The sequence below is a fragment of the Streptomyces boetiae genome, assembly GCF_031845405.1.
Taxonomy (GTDB): Bacteria; Actinomycetota; Actinomycetes; order Streptomycetales; family Streptomycetaceae; genus Streptomyces; species Streptomyces boetiae.
In genome coordinates this window covers 19,697-38,341 of record NZ_JAVREN010000032.1, presented here as the reverse complement: position 1 = coordinate 38,341, position 18,645 = coordinate 19,697, and the positions used below count along the sequence as shown (strand labels likewise).

Below are 18,645 nucleotides of genomic sequence, written 5' to 3'. Positions count from 1 at the left end.
GTGCGCGGGGCAACCTCCAAGGTCAGCGCCGTCCCGTTTTTCCGCGCCCTTCGCTGGCCGGGCACCGCACGTTTTCCGCCGTCCGCGCACCCCGCCCTTACCGCCGCCTTATCCGGGCGTGGCACACTCGGCGGCGATGGGCAGATGGGGTGCCGGATTGGCCGGCTCGTTCTCCGGGATACGCGTGGCGCGCGCGGCGGTGTTCGCCGCGCTCACCGTCACGCTCTCCGCCGGTGCCCACGTCCTGCTCTCCGGCACACCGCTGCCGCTGCCCGCGGTCGCCGCCGTGACCGCCGCGGTCTTCGCCCTCGCCTGGTCCCTGGCCGGCGAGCACGAGCGCGGGTACCGCGCGATCGCCGCGCTGCTGCTGCCGCTCCAGCTCGGCGCCGACACTGTCTTCACCACCGGCCAGGAGACCTGCTACGGCCCCGGCGGGGGACCGGTCACCGGCCCGCTGCGGCTGATGGGCGTGGACCTGCTGTGCGCCGGCGGCGACGTCGGCACTCCGCTGGCCGGCCTGGCCGCCCCGCACCAGGCCGCCGACCCGGCGGGCCCCTGGCTGCTGCTGTCCGCCCACCTGGTGGCCGGCCTGGCCGCCGCCGCCTGGCTGCGCTGCGGGGAGCGCGCCCTGGCCCGCCTGCTGCGCTCGGCCGCGGCGGCGACGTTCCGCCCGCTGCTGCTGGCCGTGGCCGCGCTCGGCGCCGCCCGCGCCGCGCACCCCGCGCCGCGCCTGCCGCGCCCCCGCGCCTCGCGCGCCGCCCTCCCCGGGCTTCCGCTGCTCAGCCACTCCGTCCTGCGACGCGGCCCTCCGGCCCCGGTGCCCGCTCGCTAGGACCACTCCCCCGGGCCGGTCCCCCGGAACTCACCCCTTTTCTCACGGAAGACGAAGACCACCATGAGCAAGCGCAACTCCGCCGAGGCCAAACGCGCCGCCCGCGAGCGCCTGCGCGCCGAGCGCGAACGCCAGGCCCGCCGCGACAAGATCCGCCGCCAGCTCGTCGTCGGCGGCTCCGTCCTCGCCGTCCTGGCCCTCGCCGCCGGCATCGGCGTGGCCGTGGCCAACCGCGACAGCGGCGGCGAGGGCGACTCGACGGACTGGGAGGCCGTCCTGGCCCAGGTCACCGAGGACGCCGACGAGGGCTTCCCGACCGCCGCCCCCGCCAACACCTCGGGCGAGAACGGCCGCACCATCCGCATCGGCCCCGAGGACGCGGCCAACACCGTCACCCTCTACGAGGACCCCCGCTGCCCGATCTGCGCGCAGTTCGAGCAGCAGGTGGGCGAGGCGATCCAGCAGGGCGTGGACGACGGCGACTACGCCGTGGAGTACGTCTTCGGCACCTTCCTTGACCGCGCCGGGGCCACCGGCTCCAAGAACGCCCTCAGCGCGCTGGGCGCCGCCCTGGACGTCAGCCCCGAGGCGTTCCTGGGTCTGCACGAGCAGCTCTACTCCGAGGAGAACCACCCGCCGGAGACCCTGGACGAGTACGCCGACGACGAGCGGCTGATCGAGATCGCCCAGTCGGTCCCCGAGCTGGAGGGCAACGACCAGTTCGCCGCGGACGTCCGGGACAGCACCTTCGCGGTGTGGGCCCTCCAGATGTCCGCGTACTTCAACTCGGCCGAGGATGTCGAAGGCACCCCCGCCGTCCGCTTCAACGAGGACATCGTGGACACGCCGCGCTCCCCGGCCGACTGGGAGGACATGGTCGAGGCCAACAGCGAGCAGGCCGCGGAATAACGACCGGCCCGGCGAGGACGCCGGGGTCCCGCGGGGGAAGCGGTGGGCGACGAAACGGCGAACTCTCGTCCGTGGCCTACCGCTTTCCCCGTTGTTCTCCCTAGCATCAGCGGTCGTGACGCACACCGCACCCACCCGACGCACCGTGGTCACGGCCGCCGCCGCTGCCGCCGCCGTGCTGCCGATGGCCGCAGCGACCACGGCGAGGGCCGCCGACGGGCCCGCCTTCCACCACGGGGTGGCCTCCGGCGACCCGCTGCCCGACGGCGTCCTGCTGTGGACGCGGGTGACCCCGACCCCGGCCGCCGTGCCGGGCTCCGGGGAGGGCCCGGACACCGAGGTGACCTGGGAGGTGGCCCGGGACGCGGAGTTCCGCACGGTCGTGGCCTCGGGCAGCGTCACCGCGAGCGCCGCCTCCGACCACACGGTCAAGGCCGACGTGCGGGGGCTGGAGGCCGACACGGCCTACCACTACCGTTTCGCCGCCGGGGGCGCGCAGTCCCCCGCCGGGCGCACCCGCACCGCGCCCGCCACGGGAGCGGCCCCGGCCGGCCTGCGCCTGGGCGTCGTCTCCTGCTCCAACTACGAGGCGGGCCACTTCGCCGCCTACCGGCACCTGGCCGCCCGCCGGGACCTGCACGCCGTGCTGCACCTGGGCGACTACCTCTACGAGTACGCCACCGGCTCCTACCCCGCCGACCCGGTCCGCCCCCACCGGCCCGCCCACGAGATCGTCACCCTGGCCGACTACCGCGTCCGCCACGGCCACTACCGCACCGACCCGGACCTGCGGGCCCTGCACGCCGCCCACCCGGTGATCGCCATATGGGACGACCACGAGACGGCGAACGACGCCTGGCGCGAGGGCGCGCAGAACCACACCCCCGGCGAGGAGGGCGACTGGGCCGCCCGCCGCTCGGCCGCCGTGCGGGCCTACTTCGAGTGGATGCCCGTGCGCCCGGCGGTCGAGGGCACCACCTACCGGCGGCTGCGCTTCGGCACGCTGGCCGACCTGCACCTGCTGGACCTGCGCTCCTTCCGCGACCAGCAGGCCGGCATCGGGAACGGCGCCGTGGACGACCCGGCCCGCACGCTGACGGGCGCCGCCCAGCTGGACTGGCTGACCTCCGGCCTGTCCGCCTCGGACACCCGCTGGCACCTGATCGGCAACTCGGTGATGATCTCGCCGGTGGCCTTCGGCTCCGTGCCCGCCTACCTGCTGGGCCCGATCGGGGAGTGCCTGGGCCTGCCCGCCGGCGGCCTGGCCGTCTTCACCGACCAGTGGGACGGCTACACCGCCGACCGCGACCGCCTCCTGGGCCACCTGCACGAGCGGCGCGTGACCAACACCGTCTTCCTGACCGGCGACATCCACATGCACTGGGCGAACGACGTCCCGCTGCGCGCCGCGACCTACCCGCTCTCGCCGTCCGTGGCCACGGAGTTCGTCGTCACCTCCGTCACCTCGGACAACGTCGACGACCTGCTGGGCGTCCCCCCGCACACCCTCTCCGGCGTGGCCGAGACCGCGATCAAGGCCGCGAACCGGCACGTGCGCTGGCTGGACATGGACTCCCACGGCTACGCGGTCCTCGACGTGACGCCCGAGCGGGCCCGGATGGACTACTACGTCCTCTCCGACCGCGCCGACCCGGCGGCCACCAGCACGCTGGCCCGCTCATACCAGACCCTGGACGGGACCCAGCGCGTCACGCGGGCCTGACGCCCCGGGCCGGGAGCGGACCGGGAGGAACGCCCTCAGCCGAGCCCGTCGAGGAAGCCGAGCGCCGTCCGCCAGGTCGCCTCCGCCGCCTCCGCGTCGTGGTCGGGGAGCCCGGGGTCGGTGTAGAGGTGCCCGGCCCCGGGGTGGCGGAAGACCTCCACGTCGGCCCCGGCCCGCCCCATCCGCAGGTACCAGGCGGTCAGCCAGTCGTGCGGCTCGAAGGCGTCGGGGTCGGCCACGTGAAGCTGGACGGGCAGCCCGTCGGCGGAGGCGTCCTCGGGTACGTCCGAGGTGCCGTGCAGCAGGAGCAGTCCGCGCGCCTTCCGGTCCCCCAGCGCAACGGTCTGGGCCAGGGCCGCGCCCAGAGAGAACCCGGCGTAGACCAGGCCGCCGTCGGACAGGGGCGCGCTGGCGGCCACCGCGCGCCGCAGCAGCTCGTCGCGGCCGATGCCGTCCGCGATCTCCATGCCCTCCTCCACCTCCCCGGCCGTGCGGCCCTCGAAGAGATCGGGCACGGTCACCGCGTGCCCGGCCTCCCGCAGCCGGTCGGCGGCCTGGTGCACAGCGGGCCGCAGCCCGTATACGGAGTGGAAGAGCATGACATTGCTCACGGACTTCTCCGGCCTTCCGGTGGTAGTCGGGGTTCTTGGTCCGCCCATCCTGCCAGCTAGCCTGGCGGGCGGGTCGGACCGGAGGAGTCCGGAAAGCGAACGCGACGACGGAGAGGCTGACGCATCCCATGGACGCTGTGCTGCGCCCGCTCCTGGTGCTGTTCGGCACGGTGGCGCTGACCGCGGTCATCGGCTGGGCGATCGACCGGGCCCTGCACGCCGCCGACACCCGGCACCCGGACACCCGGCTGTGGGGGCTGCTGCGGCGCTGCCGGGCCCCGGTCCAGCTCCTGCTGGCCTCGGTGACGATGCGGGTGGCGTACACCGCGTTCAACCTGGACCTGCGGCGCAACGACATCGTCCTCACCATGCTGGCCTCGGTGGCGATCTTCTCGGCCGCGTGGCTGACCATCCGGGCGGCCGGCGCGGTGGCCGAGAACTCCCTCGCCCACTACGAGGCCCGCACCACCGACCTGGCCCGGGTGCGGCAGTTCCGGACCCAGCTCGCCATGATCCGCCGGGTGATCACCGGCGTCCTGGCGCTGGTCGCGGTCGCGGTGTCGATGCTGCTGCTCTTCCCCGGCCTGCGGACCCTGGGCGCCTCGATGCTGGCCTCGGCCGGCGTGATCGGCATCATCGCGGGCGTCGCGGCCCAGTCGATGCTCAGCAACCTCTTCGCCGGGCTCCAGATAGCGTTCGGCGACTCCGTGAAGATCGGCGACACGGTGGTGGTGGACGGCGAGTGGGGCACGGTGGAGGAGATGTCCCTGGCGTTCCTCACGGTGCGGATCTGGGACGACCGCCGCCTGACGATGCCGGTGTCGTACTTCAACAGCAAGCCCTACGAGAACTGGTCCCGCGGCGGCAACCAGATCACCGGCACGGTCTTCTTCCACCTCGACTACGCCACCCCCGTCCCGGCGCTGCGCGAGCGGCTGCGGAAGTTCCTGCTGACCCGCAAGGACTGGGACGGGCGGCACTGGGGTCTGGTGGTCACCGACACGACGCCGACCACCCTCCAGGTGCGGGCCTCGATGTCGGCGCGCAACGCGGACGACGCGTGGACGATCCGGTGCGCGGTCCGGGAGGAGCTAATCGCCTGGCTGCGCGAGCACCACCCCTACGCGCTGCCCCGCGTCCCCACCTCCCCGGCGGCCGTCGCCCCGGAGGCCGCGAGGGCCCTCCCCGCCCAGGCCGCGCCCGGACGCCCGGCCGAGGCTGCGCGGCGCGAGGAGGACGCGAAGGCCGGCGAGGACGCGAAGGCCGGCGAGGACGCGAAGGCCGCGGAGGAGACCGGCGGGCGCTGAGCGGGGCAACGCCCCCGGCGGGCGCCTCCGGTCGGCTGCCGGTCAGCCGCCGCTCTCGGCGCGCAGCCGGTCCAGGGCCCCCCGCAGGTCCTCGGGGTAGTCGGTGGCGAACTCCACCCACCGCCCGTCCGCCGGGTGCGCGAAGCCGAGGCGGACCGCGTGCAGCCACTGCCGGGTCAGGCCCAGCCGACGGGCCAGCACCGGGTCGGCCCCGTAGGTGAGGTCCCCGGCGCAGGGGTGGCGGTGGGCGGACATGTGCACCCGGATCTGGTGGGTGCGGCCGGTCTCCAGCTTGATGTCGAGCAGGCTCGCGGCGCGGAAGGCCTCGATGAGGTCGTAGTGGGTGACGGAGGGCTTGCCGTCGGCGGTGACCGCCCACTTGTAGTCGTGCTGCGGGTGGCGGCCGACCGGGGCGTCGATGGTGCCGCTGAGCGGGTCGGGGTGCCCCTGCACCAGCGCGTGGTACCGCTTGTCCACGGTCCGGTCGCGGAACTGCTGCTTCAGGCGGGAGTAGGCGTTCTCCGACTTGGCGACGACCATCAGGCCCGAGGTGCCCACGTCCAGGCGGTGCACCACGCCCTGCCGTTCGGCCGCGCCGGAGGTGGCGATCCGGTACCCGGCGGCGGCCAGGCCGCCCACCACGGTGGTCCCGCTCCAGCCGGGGCTGGGGTGGGCCGCGACGCCGACCGGCTTGTTCACCACGATCAGGTCCTCGTCGTCGTGGACGATCTCCATGCCCTCCACGGGCGTGGCCTCAAGCCGCACCGGGGCCGCCGGGGCGGGCATCTCGACCTCGATCCACGAACCGCCCGTCACCCGCTCGGACTTGCCGACCTCCGCGCCGTCGATCCTGACCTTCCCGGCGGCGGCAAGCTCGGCCGCCTTGGTCCGGGAGAAGCCGAGCATGCGGGCGAGGGCGGCGTCGACACGCTCACCCTCCAGGCCCTCGGGGACGGGCAGCGCGCGGGTTTCGGGAAGGGTGCTCACAAGGTCCGAGTATGCCGGACGGGGGACGCCCCGCCGCCCGCCAGGAGCGGCGGGACCCGGCCGTTCAGTCCCGGTGGACCGTGCCGTCGGGGTCCAGGCCCCGGAAGGACAGCAGCACGATGAGGATGCCGCCGCAGACGATCGCGGAGTCCGCGAGGTTGAAGACGGCGAAGTACTTGGGGGCGATGAAGTCGACCACGTGCCCCTCCAGCGTTCCGGGGGCGCGGAAGATCCGGTCGGTGAGGTTGCCGAGCGCGCCGCCCAGCAGCAGCCCCAGCGCGATGGCCCACGGGGTGCTGTAGAGCTTTCTGGCCAGCCGGACGATCACCACGATCACGGCGGCGGCGATGCAGGTGAAGACGACGGTGAGGGCCTCGCCGACGCCGAAGGCGGCGCCGCCGTTGCGCACCGCCTCGAAGCGCAGCCACGCCCCGAGGATGTCGATGGGCTCCTCGTGCTCCAGCCACTCCACGACCATGATCTTGGTGATCAGGTCCAGGATGTAGGCGAACGCGGCCACCCCGGCCAGCACCGTGACCCGCCGCCCGCCGCGCGGCCGGTCCCGCGGCTCGGCGCCGTCCGCGTTCTCCGGCTCGGTCCCCTCGGGCTCCGCTCCCCGCGCGGGCTCCGGCTCGCCGGGCTCGTCCGGGGTTTCGATGGTCCGCTCCGCCTCGCTCACGGGACGAGGGTACGCCACGCCCGCGCGCTCGCCCGAGGGGTCACCGGGGCCGGTCAGAGCCGGCGCTCCTGCTTCTGCTTGCAGTCCACGCACAGCGTGGCCCGCGGGAAGACCTGCATCCTGGCCTTGCCGATCGGGTCCGCGCAGGTCTCGCACAGCCCGTAGGTCCCGGCCTCCAGGCGGGCGACGGCCCGCTCGGTCTGGTACAGCATCTCCCGGGCGTTGGTGGCCAGCGCCATCTCGTGCTCGCGGGTGACGTTCTTGGTACCGGTGTCGGCCTGGTCGTCGCCCGCGCCGTCGCCGGAGTCCCGCATCAGGCCCGTCAGCGCCGCCTCCGAGGCGGCGATCTCCGCGCGCAGCCGGCCGGCCTCGGCCACCAGACCGGAGTGCGCCTCGGTCACCTCGTCCGGTGTCCAGGGCTCCTCACCGGGCCGGACGGCCAGGTCGTGGGAGAGCGACGGAGCGGTGAGGCGGGAGGGGCCCACCGGCAGGGACGGTTCGTCGGCCGTGCTGTTCATCGCTGGCACCTTCTGGGGCTCCCGTCTTCCGCTGCGGGCCGGACGCGTGGCGTGCCGCCCGCCCTGAGGGACGAATCGTGACCGGAACGATAAATCGACCGAAATGGGGCGGCAATGAGGGCACGCCGGTCTGCCTGCGTTGTGCCCCGCCCGGCGGGCGGATAAGCCGGTCATCCGGTCGTCGCCCGCCCGCCGCGGCCCGTACACTGGACCCCGGCGAACGGCGAGGATGGGGACGAGTAGCGTCGTCAGGCAGCCGCGAGCGACCCGGGGACGGTGTGAGCCCGGGGGCGAGCGCGACGCGAAGATCACCCCGGAGCCGCCGGAAGAAAGCCCGCGTCCTCGCGGCCGGGCGAGTAGACCCGGCATCGCACCCAACGGAGCGGGCCACGGGCCGCCGGGACCTCCGGCGTCACCCCGGCCAAGGAGGGTGGTACCGCGGGAGCGCACGCGCTCTCGTCCCTCCGACGGATAGCGCACCGAGAACGCACGTGTGTCCGCCGGAGGACGATCCGATGACGCAGTACCGCCCCGTACCGGCCCAGGTCGACTTGCCCGCGCTCGAGCACGGGGTGCTCGCGCTGTGGGCGGAGAAGCGGACCTTCGCCCGGAGTTTGGAGCAGTCCGAGGGCCGCCCCGAGTGGGTGTTCTACGAGGGCCCGCCCACGGCCAACGGCATGCCCGGCGCTCACCACATCGAGGCCCGGGTCTTCAAGGACGTCTTCCCCCGCTTCCGCACCATGCGCGGCCACCACGTGGTCCGCAAGGCCGGCTGGGACTGCCACGGCCTGCCCGTGGAGCTGGCCGTGGAGAAGGAGCTGGGCTTCACCGGGAAGCAGGACATCGAGGCGTACGGCATCGCCGAGTTCAACGCCCGCTGCCGCGAGTCCGTGACCCGCCACACCGACGCCTTCGCCGCCCTGACCACGCGGATGGGGTACTGGGTGGACCTGGACGCCGCCTACCGCACCATGGACCCGGAGTACGTGGAGTCCGTGTGGTGGTCGCTGAAGGAGATCTTCGGCAAGGGCCTGCTCGTGCAGGACCACCGGGTGGCGCCCTGGTGCCCTCGCTGCGAGACCGGCCTGTCGGACCACGAGCTGGCCCAGGGCTACGAGACGGTCGTCGATCCCTCTGTCTACGTCCGCCTCCCGCTGCTCTCGGGCCCGCTGGCCGGCGAGGCCGCCCTGCTGGTGTGGACGACCACCCCCTGGACCCTGGTGTCGAACACCGCGGTCGCCGTCCACCCCGAGGTGACCTACGCCGTCGTCACCGACGGCAGCGAGCGCCTGGTCGTCGCCGAGCCCCTGATCGGCAAGGCGCTGGGCGAGGGCTGGGAGCCCACGGGCCGCACCTTCACCGGCGCGGAGATGGAACGCTGGCGGTACCGGCGGCCGTTCGAGGTGGTCGACTTCGGCGGCGCCGAGGCGCACTTCGTGGTCACCGCGGACTACGTCACCACCGAGGACGGCACCGGTCTGGTGCACCAGGCCCCCGCCTTCGGCGAGGACGACCTGGCCACCTGCCGCCGCTACGGCCTGCCGGTGGTCAACCCCGTGCTGGCGAACGGCACCTTCGAGGCCGGACTGCCGCTGGTGGGCGGGCAGTTCTTCAAGAAGGCCGACGAGGCGCTGACCGCCGACCTCGCCGCCCGCGGCCTGCTGCTGCGCCATCAGCCGTACGAGCACAGCTACCCGCACTGCTGGCGTTGCCACACCCCGCTGCTCTACTGGGCCCAGCCGTCCTGGTACATCCGCACCACCCAGATCCGCGACGCCCTCCTGCGGGAGAACGAGGCCACCACCTGGTATCCCGAGTCCGTGAAGCACGGCCGCTACGGCGACTGGCTGAACAACAACGTGGACTGGGCCCTCTCCCGCAACCGGTACTGGGGCACCCCACTGCCCATCTGGCGCTGCCCCGAGGGCCACCTGACCTGCGTCGGCTCGCTGGCCGAGCTGAGCGAGCTGACCGGGGCCGACCAGTCGGGCCTGGACCCGCACCGCCCGTACATCGACGAGGTCACCTTCGGCTGCACCGCCGAAGGCTGCGCCCTGACCGCGGCCCGCGTCCCCGAGGTCATCGACGCCTGGTACGACTCGGGCAGCATGCCGTTCGCGCAGTGGGGCTACCCCTACCGCGACCGCGAGGCGTTCGAGAAGCGGTACCCCGCGCAGTACATCTGCGAGGCGATCGACCAGACCCGCGGGTGGTTCTACACGCTGATGGCCGTGGGCACGCTGGTCTTCGGCCGCTCCTCCTACGAGAACGTCGTCTGCCTGGGCCACATCCTGGCCGAGGACGGCCGCAAGATGTCCAAGCACCTGGGCAACATCCTGGAGCCCATCCCGCTGATGGAACGCCACGGGGCGGACGCCGTGCGGTGGTTCATGGCGGCCGGCGGCTCGCCCTGGTCCGCGCGCCGGGTCGGGCACGGCACGATCCAGGAGGTGGTCCGCAAGACCCTGCTGACCTACTGGAACACCGTCGCCTTCCAGGCCCTGTACGCCCGCACCGGCGGCTGGGCCCCCGGAGGGAGCGACCCGGCCCCGGCCGACCGCCCGCTGCTGGACCGCTGGCTGCTGAGCGAGCTGAACGCCCTGACCGAGATGGTCACCACGGCGATGGAGTCCTTCGACACCCAGCGCGCGGGCAAGCTGGTCTCCACCTTCGTGGACGACCTCTCCAACTGGTACGTCCGCCGCTCCCGCCGCCGCTTCTGGCAGGCCGACCCGGCGGCGCTGCGCACCCTGCACGAGACGCTGGAGACCCTGACCCGGCTGATGGCGCCGCTGGTGCCGTTCATCACCGAGCGGGTCTGGCAGGATCTCGTCGTCCCGGTCACGCCCGGCGCCCCGGACTCGGTGCACCTGGCCTCCTGGCCCGAGGCCGACCCGGGCCTGATCGACCCGGACCTCTCCCGGGACATGCTGCTGGCCCGGCGGCTGGTCGAGCTGGGCCGCGCCACCCGCGCCGAGTCCGGCGTCAAGACCCGCCAGCCCCTGTCCCGCGCGCTGGTCGCGGCGCAGGGCTTCGAGCTGCTGAGCGCGGAGCTGCGCGAGCAGATCGCCGAGGAGCTGAACGTCACGGCCCTGGACGCGCTCTCCGGCATGGGCGGCTCCCTGGTCGACACCTCGGCGAAGGCCAACTTCCGCGCGCTGGGCGCCCGTTTCGGCAAGCGCACCCCGCTGGTGGCCAAGGCCGTGGCCGCCGCGGACGCCGCCGAGCTGTCGGCCGCGCTGCGCGAGGGGAGCGCGGCGGTGGAGGTGGAGGGCGAGCGGGTGCCGCTGGGCGCGGAGGAGGTCATCATCACCGAGACCCCGCGCGAGGGCTGGTCGGTGGCCTCGGACGCGGGCGCCACGGTGGCGCTGGACCTGACGATCACGCCGGAGCTGCGACGGGCCGGGGTCGCCCGGGACGTGGTGCGGCTGGTGCAGGAGGCGCGGAAGAAGAGCGGCCTGGACGTGGCCGACCGGATCGCGCTGCGATGGCGGGCCGGGGACCCGGAGACCGCCCGGGCCCTGGCCGAGCACGAGTCCCTGATCCGCGCCGAGGTGCTGGCGACGGACTACGGGCCAGAGCCGGAGGGGGCCGGAGAGGCCGCGGACGACGGCTTCGGCGAGACCTTCGGGGACGAGGCCCTGGGCGCCTCCTTCCGGCTGCGCCGGGTGTGAGCGCACGAGCGAGGGGCGGGTCCGTGTGGACCCGCCCCTCGCTCGGTAGCGTGTGCGCGTCGCCTTGAGCGGCGCGCGCCGCTGCTAGTTGTCGTCCTCGTCGATCAGGAAGCCGCGCATCGGCGACGGGGCCTGCTGCATCGGCTGCGGACCCTGCGGCCGGACGGGCGCCATCGGCTGGGTCATCGCCGGGGACATCTGCTGCTGGCCGCCGTAGGAGGACGGGCCGTTCGGCGCGGAGTGCCCGCCGTGGGTGGCGTGGCCGCCCATGCCCTGGCCGCCCAGCGGCTGGTGCCCGGCCATGGTGCCGCCGCCGGGACCGGCCGGCGCACCCGCGGAGGCCAGCGACGGCTGCGGGGACGGCGGCAGGGAGGGGGCGGCGGGGGACCGCGGCGGTGCCAGCGAGTCGTCGGACTGGCTCTCCAGCTGACGGAGCTGGCTCTCCAGGTACGACTTCAGGCGGGTGCGGTACTCGCGCTCGAAGCCGCGCAGGTCCTCGACCTTGCGCTCCAGCGTCGCGCGGGCGGACTCCAGGGAGCCCATGGCCACGCGGTGCTTCTCCTGCGCGTCCCGCTCCAGCGCGTCGGCCTTGGCGCGGGCGTCGCGCTCCAGGCCCTCGGCGCGGCTGCGGGCCTCGCCCACGATCTTGTTGGCCTCGGAGCGGGCCTCGGCGATGGCCTGGTCGGCCGTCTGCTGCGCGAGGGAGAGAACGCGGGCGGCGCTCTCGTTGCCCACCGGCTGCGGCTGGGGGGGCTGGGGCTGCATCTGCTGGGGCATCTGCTGCGGGCCGCCCATGCCCAGGCCGGGGGCGCTCAGGCCCTGGCCGCCGTGGGTGCCCATCGGCACCGGGGCGCCGGGGTGGCCCTGGGGGCCGCCCATCGGGCCGCCGTGACCCATCGGGCCGGGGCCGTGCCCGGGGTTGTGGCCGGGGCCGCCGGGACCACCGGGGCCGGCCGGAAGCTGCGGAGGACCGCCCATCGGCTGGTGCTGCTGATGCTGCTGGTGCTGCTGGGGGCCCGGTCCCGGTATGGCCGACATGGGGCCGCCCGGGCGCTCCTGCGGGTCGGGCTTGCGCATGTTCTGCTGGTTCTGGGCCGCCGCGCGGGTGGCCGCCGCCAGCTTGGCGCGCAGGTCCTCGTTCTCCCGGAGCAGCCTGGTCAGCTCTGCCTCGACCTCGTCGAGGAAGGCGTCGACCTCGTCCTCGTCATAGCCTTCTCGGAGACGGACGGTCGTGAACTGCTTGTTCCGCACGTCCTCGGGGGTCAGCGGCATCTCTTCACCTCAAGGTAAATCGTCGGCATACGACCATGACCGTACCCGTTCACAGGCTGGCCACGACGTTGATCAGGATGTAGACGATGATCATCAATACGAAGAAGGACAGATCAAGCGCCACACCCCCGAAGCGCAAGGGAGGGATCACCTTCCGTAGCGCCTTCAGCGGCGGATCCGTGACAGTGTAAGTCGCCTCCAGGGCAACGACCATCGCCTTGCCGGGGTTCCAGGAGCGCGCGAACATGAACACGTAGTCCATCACCAGGCGGAAGAAGAGCAGGACCAGAAAGCAGCCCAACAAGACCTGGATCCCGTCGAAGGCGGTGTCCATCGCGCTGGTCCCTCTCCCCTGCCTGTCGTGCCCGGCCGGTGGGCCGGGAGTGCTCTTCCGTCTGTCCTGCCGTCAGCTCTGGTTGAAGAACCCGCCCTCGGCGATCCGGGCCTTGTCCTCCGCCGTTACATCGACGTTAGCAGGCGAGAGCAGGAACACCTTCTGCGTCACGCGCTCGATGCTGCCATGGAGACCGAAGACCAGACCAGCCGCAAAGTCGACAAGTCGCTTCGCGTCGGTGTCGTCCATCTCGGTCAGATTCATGATCACGGGCGTACCCTCGCGGAAGTGTTCCCCGATGGTACGGGCCTCGTTGTAGGTCCGCGGGTGGAGCGTCGTGATGCGGTAGGGCTCCCGCTCGGACACGACCTTGGGCATGATCACCGGTGCGCTCTTCTCCAGGCTCTGGCGGTCGGATGTGATGGAAGACACGGGAGCGATCCTCCCGGGTCGTCTGCTTTCGGCCAGGATGGGGGCGGGCGTGGGCTCGGGCTCCCGCTGCGCCGGGGGGTGCACGACCCGCATCGGCTCGTCCGCGCGCTCCCGGGCGGGAGGCTCGTGGGCCGGCTGCCGGCGGCTTCGCTCCGGCTCGGGCTCCGGCTCGAACTCGTCATCCGGGCCGTAGCCCGGCCGGTCATAGCCGTCGTCCTCCACGAGGCCGAGGTAGACCGCCATCTTGCGCATCGCGCCAGCCATCGACTGCGTCCTCCGCTCTGTGGTGGATCGGCTCCGCCCGCCGGCGTGGATCCACGTCGTAACCTGCCCGAATTCTTCGGGATTGACCATATTTTCGACTCTGGTTCCCCCGCTTGGCGACGTTACCGGAGGGCGGGGCGGACTCCGAGTACCGCAGTCCCCACACGTACGTGTGTCGCTCCGGCGGCGATCGCCTCCTCGAGGTCCCCGCTCATCCCCGCCGAGACCATGGTCGCAGCAGGATCCACCCGGCGCAGGTCCCTTGCGAGGTTCACCAGCCGGGCGAAGGCCGCGGCGGGCGCCCCCGCGTAGGGACCCGACAGCGGCGCGACCGTCATGACGCCCGCCAGTTCGAGGCCGGGGGCCTCGGTCACGGCCGCGGCCACCGCCGCGGCGCCGCCCGGCGGAGCGCCGCCCCGGCCGGGCCCGTCCTCCGCGCCCGCCGCCCCCTCCTCCTTCTCCAGGGCGACCTGGACGAAGCACTTCAGGGGCGCGCGCCCGGCGTTCACCACCGCCGAGGAGAGGGCGGACACCAGCCGCACGCGGTCGACAGAGTGCACATAATCCGCATAACGGACCACGGATCGCGCCTTGTTTGTCTGGAGTTGTCCGACAAAGTGCCATTTCAGGGGCAGGTCCGCGCAGGCCGCCGCCTTGGCCGCGGCCTCCTGGTCCCGGTTCTCCGCCACGTGCCGGACGCCGAGCCCGGCCAGCAGCCGGACGTCCTCGGCGGGGTAGGTCTTGGTGACCACGACCAGCGTGACCTCCTCCCGCGCGCGCCCCGCGGTGACGCACGCGCGGGTCACGCGCTCCTCCACCCGGGCGAGGTTGGCCGCAAGCTCGGCCGCGCGTGCGCCGTTCACCGGGTCTCCCCGTCCCCTTCTTCGTCTTCCTCGTCGCCCTGGCCGCCGCCGATCCAGACGTACGAGGCCATCCGGCCCGTGGCCGGGGCGGCGCGGTAGGAGAAGTGTGCGGGCGACTCCCGGGTGCAGACCGGGGAGAGAGCGGTGCCGGTGACGCCGGCGGCGGCCAGCTGGAGGGCGACCCCGGCGGGGATGTCGACCGCGGGGGTGCCGGCCCGGGTGGTGGTCCCGCAGCCGGGGACCGCGCGCTCCGCGTCGGCGCGCATCTCCTCGGGGACCTCGTAGCACCGGCCGCAGACGGCGGGGCCGGTGCGGGCGAGGATGCGGGCGGGGTCCGCGCCGAGGGCGCGCATCGCTGCGACGGTGGCGGGGACCACTCCGGCCAGCAGGCCCGGGCGCCCCGCGTGGGCGGCGCCGACGACCCCCGCGACCGGGTCGGCCAGCAGCACGGGCACGCAGTCGGCGGTCAGCACCGCCAGGGCCACACCCGGCTCGGCCGTGACCTGGCCGTCGGCGGTGGGGGGTTCCTCGCCCGGCGCGGGCCGGACGCCGGCGCGGACGACCTCGCGGCCGTGCACCTGCCGCATCCAGCGGACCGCGGAGGGGGCGAGGCCGAGCGAGCGGGCGGCCCGCTCGCGGTTGACGGCGACGGCGGCGGGGTCGTCCCCGACCGCGTCCCCGAGATTGAGCGTGTCGAAAGGAGCGGCGCTCACCCCGCCCCACCGTCCGGTGAAGGCGAAGTGGGCGCCGCCCACGGTGCTCTCTTCGGCTATCGGGCTCACTTCAGGAAGTCGGGCACGTCGAGCTCCTCGACCTGCCCGCCGTCGTACGGCCGGGCCGAGGGCACCTGGGGGCTGGTGCCGCGGGATTCGCGGTCCGGGGAGGTGACCGGCTCGGCGCTCGCGCCCACCGTGTCGCGGTCGCCCAGGAGGCCGGAGTCGCGGGAGGGCAGGGAGCCGAGGCCGCTGAAGGCGGGCCGCTCCGGCTCGGGCTCGGGGCGCTCCGAGGCCGCGGGCGCCGGCTCCTCCTTGGCGCCGTAGCCGCCGAGGGCCTTCTCCCGGGTCCGGGCGGGGGGCTGGCCGCCGTCGAAGCCGGCGGCGATCACGGTGACTCTGACCTCGTCGCCCAGCGCGTCGTCGATGACGGCGCCGAAGATGATGTTGGCCTCGGGGTGAGCGGCCTCGCTGACGAGCTGCGCCGCCTCGTTGATCTCGAACAGGCCGAGGTCGGAGCCGCCGGAGATCGACAGCAGAACGCCGCGGGCGCCGTCGATGGACGCCTCCAGCAGCGGGGAGGAGATCGCCATCTCGGCCGCGGCCACCGCGCGGTCGTCGCCGCGGGCCGAGCCGATGCCCATGAGGGCCGAACCCGCCTCGGACATCACGGACTTGACGTCGGCGAAGTCGAGGTTGATCAGGCCGGGGGTGGTGATCAGGTCGGTGATGCCCTGGACACCGGAGAGCAGCACCTGGTCGGCGGACTTGAAGGCGTCCAGCACGCTGACCTGGCGGTCGGAGATGGACAGCAGCCGGTCGTTGGGGATGACGATGAGGGTGTCGACCTCGTCGCGGAGGCTCGCGATGCCGTCCTCCGCCTGGTTGGCCCGGCGGCGGCCCTCGAAGGTGAACGGGCGGGTGACCACGCCGATGGTCAGCGCGCCCAGGGAGCGCGCGATGTTCGCCACGACCGGCGCGCCGCCGGTGCCGGTGCCGCCGCCTTCGCCCGCGGTCACGAAGACCATGTCGGCCCCCTTGAGGACCTCCTCGATCTCCTCGCGGTGGTCCTCGGCAGCCTTGCGGCCCACCTCGGGGTTGGCACCGGCGCCAAGCCCCCGGGTGAGCTCCCGGCCGACGTCGAGCTTGACGTCGGCGTCGCTCATCAGCAGCGCCTGCGCATCGGTGTTGATCGCGATGAACTCGACGCCCTTGAGACCGACCTCGATCATCCGGTTGATGGCGTTCACGCCACCGCCGCCGATACCGACGACCTTGATGACTGCGAGGTAGTTCTGCGGTGCTGCCACGTCGAAGGCCTCTCGCCTCGATTTACGTGTCGCCGCTCCGCGAGTGTCGCAGTGCGCCGACTGATGCCGATGGGACGGGAGGTTAAGCCGCCCCGAACCCTAACGCTTCAGTTTAGGGTTACCTGTGCTTGCGGTTCCTTGGATTCCTCGGAACGGACACTAAGTCGACAAGTGCTACGCGTTCAACGAACACGCCGAACCTCCCGTTTTTCTTTTCACCCTATGTGATCGCGGGCGTCGGGCGTCAACCAGGGGGCCGGGCGTCCGCGCCCGCGACGGGTGTCAACCCCCGGCCGCCGCCGGTGCGGTGGGGACGCTGACGTCGAAGTACCGAGCGTCACCGGCCGCGTTCATCACCGCCGCGAGCGCCTCGGCCTTGGCCTCCGAGTCCTCGGCGCTGCCCCACCGCACGGTCCGGCCGTCCGACAGCTCCAGGGTGATGGAGTCGTAGGTGGTGACGCGGATGACGCGGGTGGCGCGGCGCAGGTCCCCGGGGAGGGCCACGGCCACCGAGACCGCCTCCCGGCGAATGCGGTCCTCGCCGAAGCGGCGGAGACTCGCGTTCTCCTCGAGTCGCAGTTCCAGCAACGGTACTCCCGTGGCGGCCCGATCGGTCTCCCCGAACACCACTCCGTTCCGGTCCACCTCGGAAAAGCCGTCGCCTTCGGGAAGGAGGACGGCCGCGCGGCGCTCCGTCACCTTCAGCGTCACGCCGTGCGGCCAGCCGCGGACCACCTCCGCCCCGGCCAGCCGCGGCAGCCGCTCCAGCAGCCGCGCGCGGATGGCCCCCTTGTCCAGGGAGGCCATCGGCGAGCCGAGCGGAACGCCCGCGGCCTGGAGGATCTGCTCCTCCGTCAGGCGGCGCGGGACGCCGTCCTGCCAGTGCACGGTGACCCGCTCCACGCGCAGCCAGTCCGAGCCGTACAGGGTCCAGCCGCCGAAGCCGCCGAGCAGGAGGGCCAGGACCAGGGCGGCCAGCAGCAGCCGGGGGCGGCGCGCGAGGCGGAAGCGGGCGGGGCCGGGGCGCCGGGCGGGCGGGCGGCGGGCGGGGTCCGCGCGCGGTCGCTCGCGCCGCCTGTCGGTCTGGACTCCGGCCACGCTCGCCTCAACTCCCCACTGCGGCCTACGCCCTGACGGCCGCGATCGCTTCGTGCACCATGCCGACGAGCAGCTCGTCCGCGTCCCTGCGGCCGAACTCGGCGGCGGCCCTGGACATCGCCACGAGCTGGCCGGGGTCGGTCAGGGCCGGAAGCACGTGGGCCCTGACCCAGTCCGGGGTCAGCTCGGCGTCGTCGACGAGCACCCCGCCGCCCGCGTTGACCACCGGCAGGGCGTTCAGCCTCTGTTCGCCGTTGCCGATGGGAAGCGGGACGTACGCGGCGGGCAGGCCGACCGCGGACAGCTCGGCCACGGTCATCGCGCCCGCGCGGCAGAGCATCATGTCGGCCGCCGCGTACGCGAGGTCCATGCGGTCCACATACGATAGCGGGACGTACGGCGGCATCCCGGGCATCGTGTCGACCTGCGGCAGCTCGTTCTTCGGGCCGACCGCGTGCAGCACCTGGACGCCGGAGCGCTGGAAGTGCGGAACGACCGCGGCGATGACCTCGTTCAGCCGCCGGGCTCCCTGCGAGCCGCCGGAGACCAGCAGCGTGGGGACGTTGGCGTCCAGCCCGAAGAACGCCCGGGCCTGCTGGCGCATCGCGGCGCGGTCCAGGGTGGCGATGGAGCGGCGCAGAGGGATGCCGATGTAGCGGGCGTGGCGCAGCTTGCTCTCCGGGGTGGCCACGCCGACGAAGCGGGTGTAGCGGGCGCCGATCTTGTTGGCCAGGCCCGGGCGGGCGTTGGCCTCGTGGACCACGATCGGCACGCGCTGCCGCTTGGCGGCCAGGTAGCCCGGGAGCGCCACGTAGCCGCCGAAGCCGACGACGCAGTCGGCCTTGGTGCGCTCGATGATCTCCTCGGCGGCCTTCACCGTGCCGCGCAGGCGGCCGGGGACGGTGAACAGCTCGGGGGTCGGCTTGCGCGGCAGCGGAACGGCCGGGATCAGGCCCAGGTCGTAGCCGCGTTCGGGCACCAGGCGGGTCTCCAGGCCACGTTCCGTGCCGAGGGCCGTGATGCCCACGGTCGGGTCCTGCCTGCGCAGGGCGTCGGCGAGGGCCAGCGCCGGCTCGATGTGGCCGGCGGTCCCTCCGCCGGCGAGGACAACATGCACCG

Annotated in this window: 16 protein-coding genes and 1 pseudogene; 5 read left to right on the top strand and 12 right to left on the bottom strand. The window is 73.6% G+C overall.

Annotated elements, in window-relative coordinates; translation table 11 throughout:
* Positions 1–136: 136 nt before the first annotated feature.
* From RM780_RS19830 to RM780_RS19820, 3 genes are all read left to right on the top strand, one after another.
* Positions 137–832 (top strand): hypothetical protein, encoded by a 696-nt coding sequence (locus RM780_RS19830; RefSeq protein ID WP_311632149.1) that lies wholly within the window; start codon positions 137–139, stop codon positions 830–832.
* Between the two features lie 63 nt (positions 833–895).
* Positions 896–1,741: a thioredoxin domain-containing protein gene (locus RM780_RS19825; RefSeq protein ID WP_311632148.1), complete on the top strand. Its 846-nt coding sequence runs from the start codon at positions 896–898 to the stop codon at positions 1,739–1,741.
* A gap of 115 nt (positions 1,742–1,856) precedes the next feature.
* Complete coding sequence (locus RM780_RS19820; RefSeq protein WP_311632147.1) at positions 1,857–3,464, top strand: alkaline phosphatase D family protein; 1,608 nt, start codon at positions 1,857–1,859, stop codon at positions 3,462–3,464.
* A 35-nt stretch (positions 3,465–3,499) separates the two neighbouring features.
* On the opposite strand, the gene RM780_RS19815 is transcribed toward RM780_RS19820, so the two are convergent.
* On the bottom strand, positions 3,500–4,123 hold the full coding sequence (locus RM780_RS19815; protein ID WP_311632146.1) for a dienelactone hydrolase family protein: 624 nt from the start codon (positions 4,121–4,123) through the stop codon (positions 3,500–3,502).
* An 80-nt stretch (positions 4,124–4,203) separates the two neighbouring features.
* On the opposite strand from RM780_RS19815, the gene RM780_RS19810 reads away from it, so the two are divergent.
* Positions 4,204–5,382, top strand: a complete 1,179-nt coding sequence (locus RM780_RS19810) for a mechanosensitive ion channel family protein (RefSeq protein WP_311632145.1) — start codon at positions 4,204–4,206, stop codon at positions 5,380–5,382.
* Between the two features lie 42 nt (positions 5,383–5,424).
* Here the strand turns inward: RM780_RS19810 and RM780_RS19805 are convergent, their stop codons facing one another.
* From RM780_RS19805 to RM780_RS19795, 3 genes and pseudogenes are all read right to left on the bottom strand, one after another.
* Positions 5,425–6,369, bottom strand: a complete 945-nt coding sequence (locus RM780_RS19805) for an RluA family pseudouridine synthase (RefSeq protein ID WP_311632144.1) — start codon at positions 6,367–6,369, stop codon at positions 5,425–5,427.
* A 64-nt stretch (positions 6,370–6,433) separates the two neighbouring features.
* Positions 6,434–7,048, bottom strand: coding sequence for a signal peptidase II (gene lspA, locus RM780_RS19800; RefSeq protein WP_311632143.1), 615 nt, complete (start codon positions 7,046–7,048; stop codon positions 6,434–6,436).
* 53 nt (positions 7,049–7,101) lie between these two features.
* Positions 7,102–7,494, bottom strand: a pseudogene (locus RM780_RS19795) (TraR/DksA family transcriptional regulator); the annotation flags it as partial.
* A gap of 587 nt (positions 7,495–8,081) precedes the next feature.
* Between RM780_RS19795 and ileS the strand changes: the two are divergent.
* The gene (gene ileS, locus RM780_RS19790) at positions 8,082–11,240 is read left to right on the top strand and encodes an isoleucine--tRNA ligase (RefSeq protein ID WP_311632142.1); all 3,159 of its coding nucleotides are present in this window, start codon (positions 8,082–8,084) and stop codon (positions 11,238–11,240) included.
* Positions 11,241–11,324: 84 nt separating this feature from the next.
* On the opposite strand, the gene RM780_RS19785 is transcribed toward ileS, so the two are convergent.
* The 8 genes from RM780_RS19785 to murG all read right to left on the bottom strand — a co-directional run bounded on the left by RM780_RS19785 (position 11,325) and on the right by murG (position 18,643).
* Positions 11,325–12,512, bottom strand: coding sequence for a DivIVA domain-containing protein (locus RM780_RS19785; protein WP_311632141.1), 1,188 nt, complete (start codon positions 12,510–12,512; stop codon positions 11,325–11,327).
* Between the two features lie 49 nt (positions 12,513–12,561).
* Positions 12,562–12,846 carry a YggT family protein gene (locus RM780_RS19780; RefSeq protein WP_311632140.1) on the bottom strand — a complete coding sequence of 95 codons (285 nt, stop codon included), beginning with the start codon at positions 12,844–12,846 and terminating at the stop codon, positions 12,562–12,564.
* Positions 12,847–12,918: 72 nt separating this feature from the next.
* On the bottom strand, positions 12,919–13,542 hold the full coding sequence (locus RM780_RS19775) for a cell division protein SepF (protein ID WP_311632139.1): 624 nt from the start codon (positions 13,540–13,542) through the stop codon (positions 12,919–12,921).
* Positions 13,543–13,664: 122 nt separating this feature from the next.
* On the bottom strand, positions 13,665–14,405 hold the full coding sequence (locus tag RM780_RS19770) for a YggS family pyridoxal phosphate-dependent enzyme (protein WP_311632138.1): 741 nt from the start codon (positions 14,403–14,405) through the stop codon (positions 13,665–13,667).
* Positions 14,402–15,187 carry a peptidoglycan editing factor PgeF gene (gene pgeF, locus RM780_RS19765; protein ID WP_311632137.1) on the bottom strand — a complete coding sequence of 262 codons (786 nt, stop codon included), beginning with the start codon at positions 15,185–15,187 and terminating at the stop codon, positions 14,402–14,404. The genes RM780_RS19770 and pgeF overlap by 4 nt, the downstream gene beginning before the upstream one ends.
* On the bottom strand, positions 15,184–16,428 hold the full coding sequence (ftsZ, locus tag RM780_RS19760; protein ID WP_311632136.1) for a cell division protein FtsZ: 1,245 nt from the start codon (positions 16,426–16,428) through the stop codon (positions 15,184–15,186). The genes pgeF and ftsZ overlap by 4 nt, the downstream gene beginning before the upstream one ends.
* 282 nt (positions 16,429–16,710) lie before the next feature.
* Positions 16,711–17,526: a cell division protein FtsQ/DivIB gene (locus RM780_RS19755; RefSeq protein ID WP_311632135.1), complete on the bottom strand. Its 816-nt coding sequence runs from the start codon at positions 17,524–17,526 to the stop codon at positions 16,711–16,713.
* A 25-nt stretch (positions 17,527–17,551) separates the two neighbouring features.
* Complete coding sequence (gene murG, locus RM780_RS19750) at positions 17,552–18,643, bottom strand: undecaprenyldiphospho-muramoylpentapeptide beta-N-acetylglucosaminyltransferase (RefSeq protein ID WP_311632134.1); 1,092 nt, start codon at positions 18,641–18,643, stop codon at positions 17,552–17,554.
* Positions 18,644–18,645: the final 2 nt, after the last annotated feature.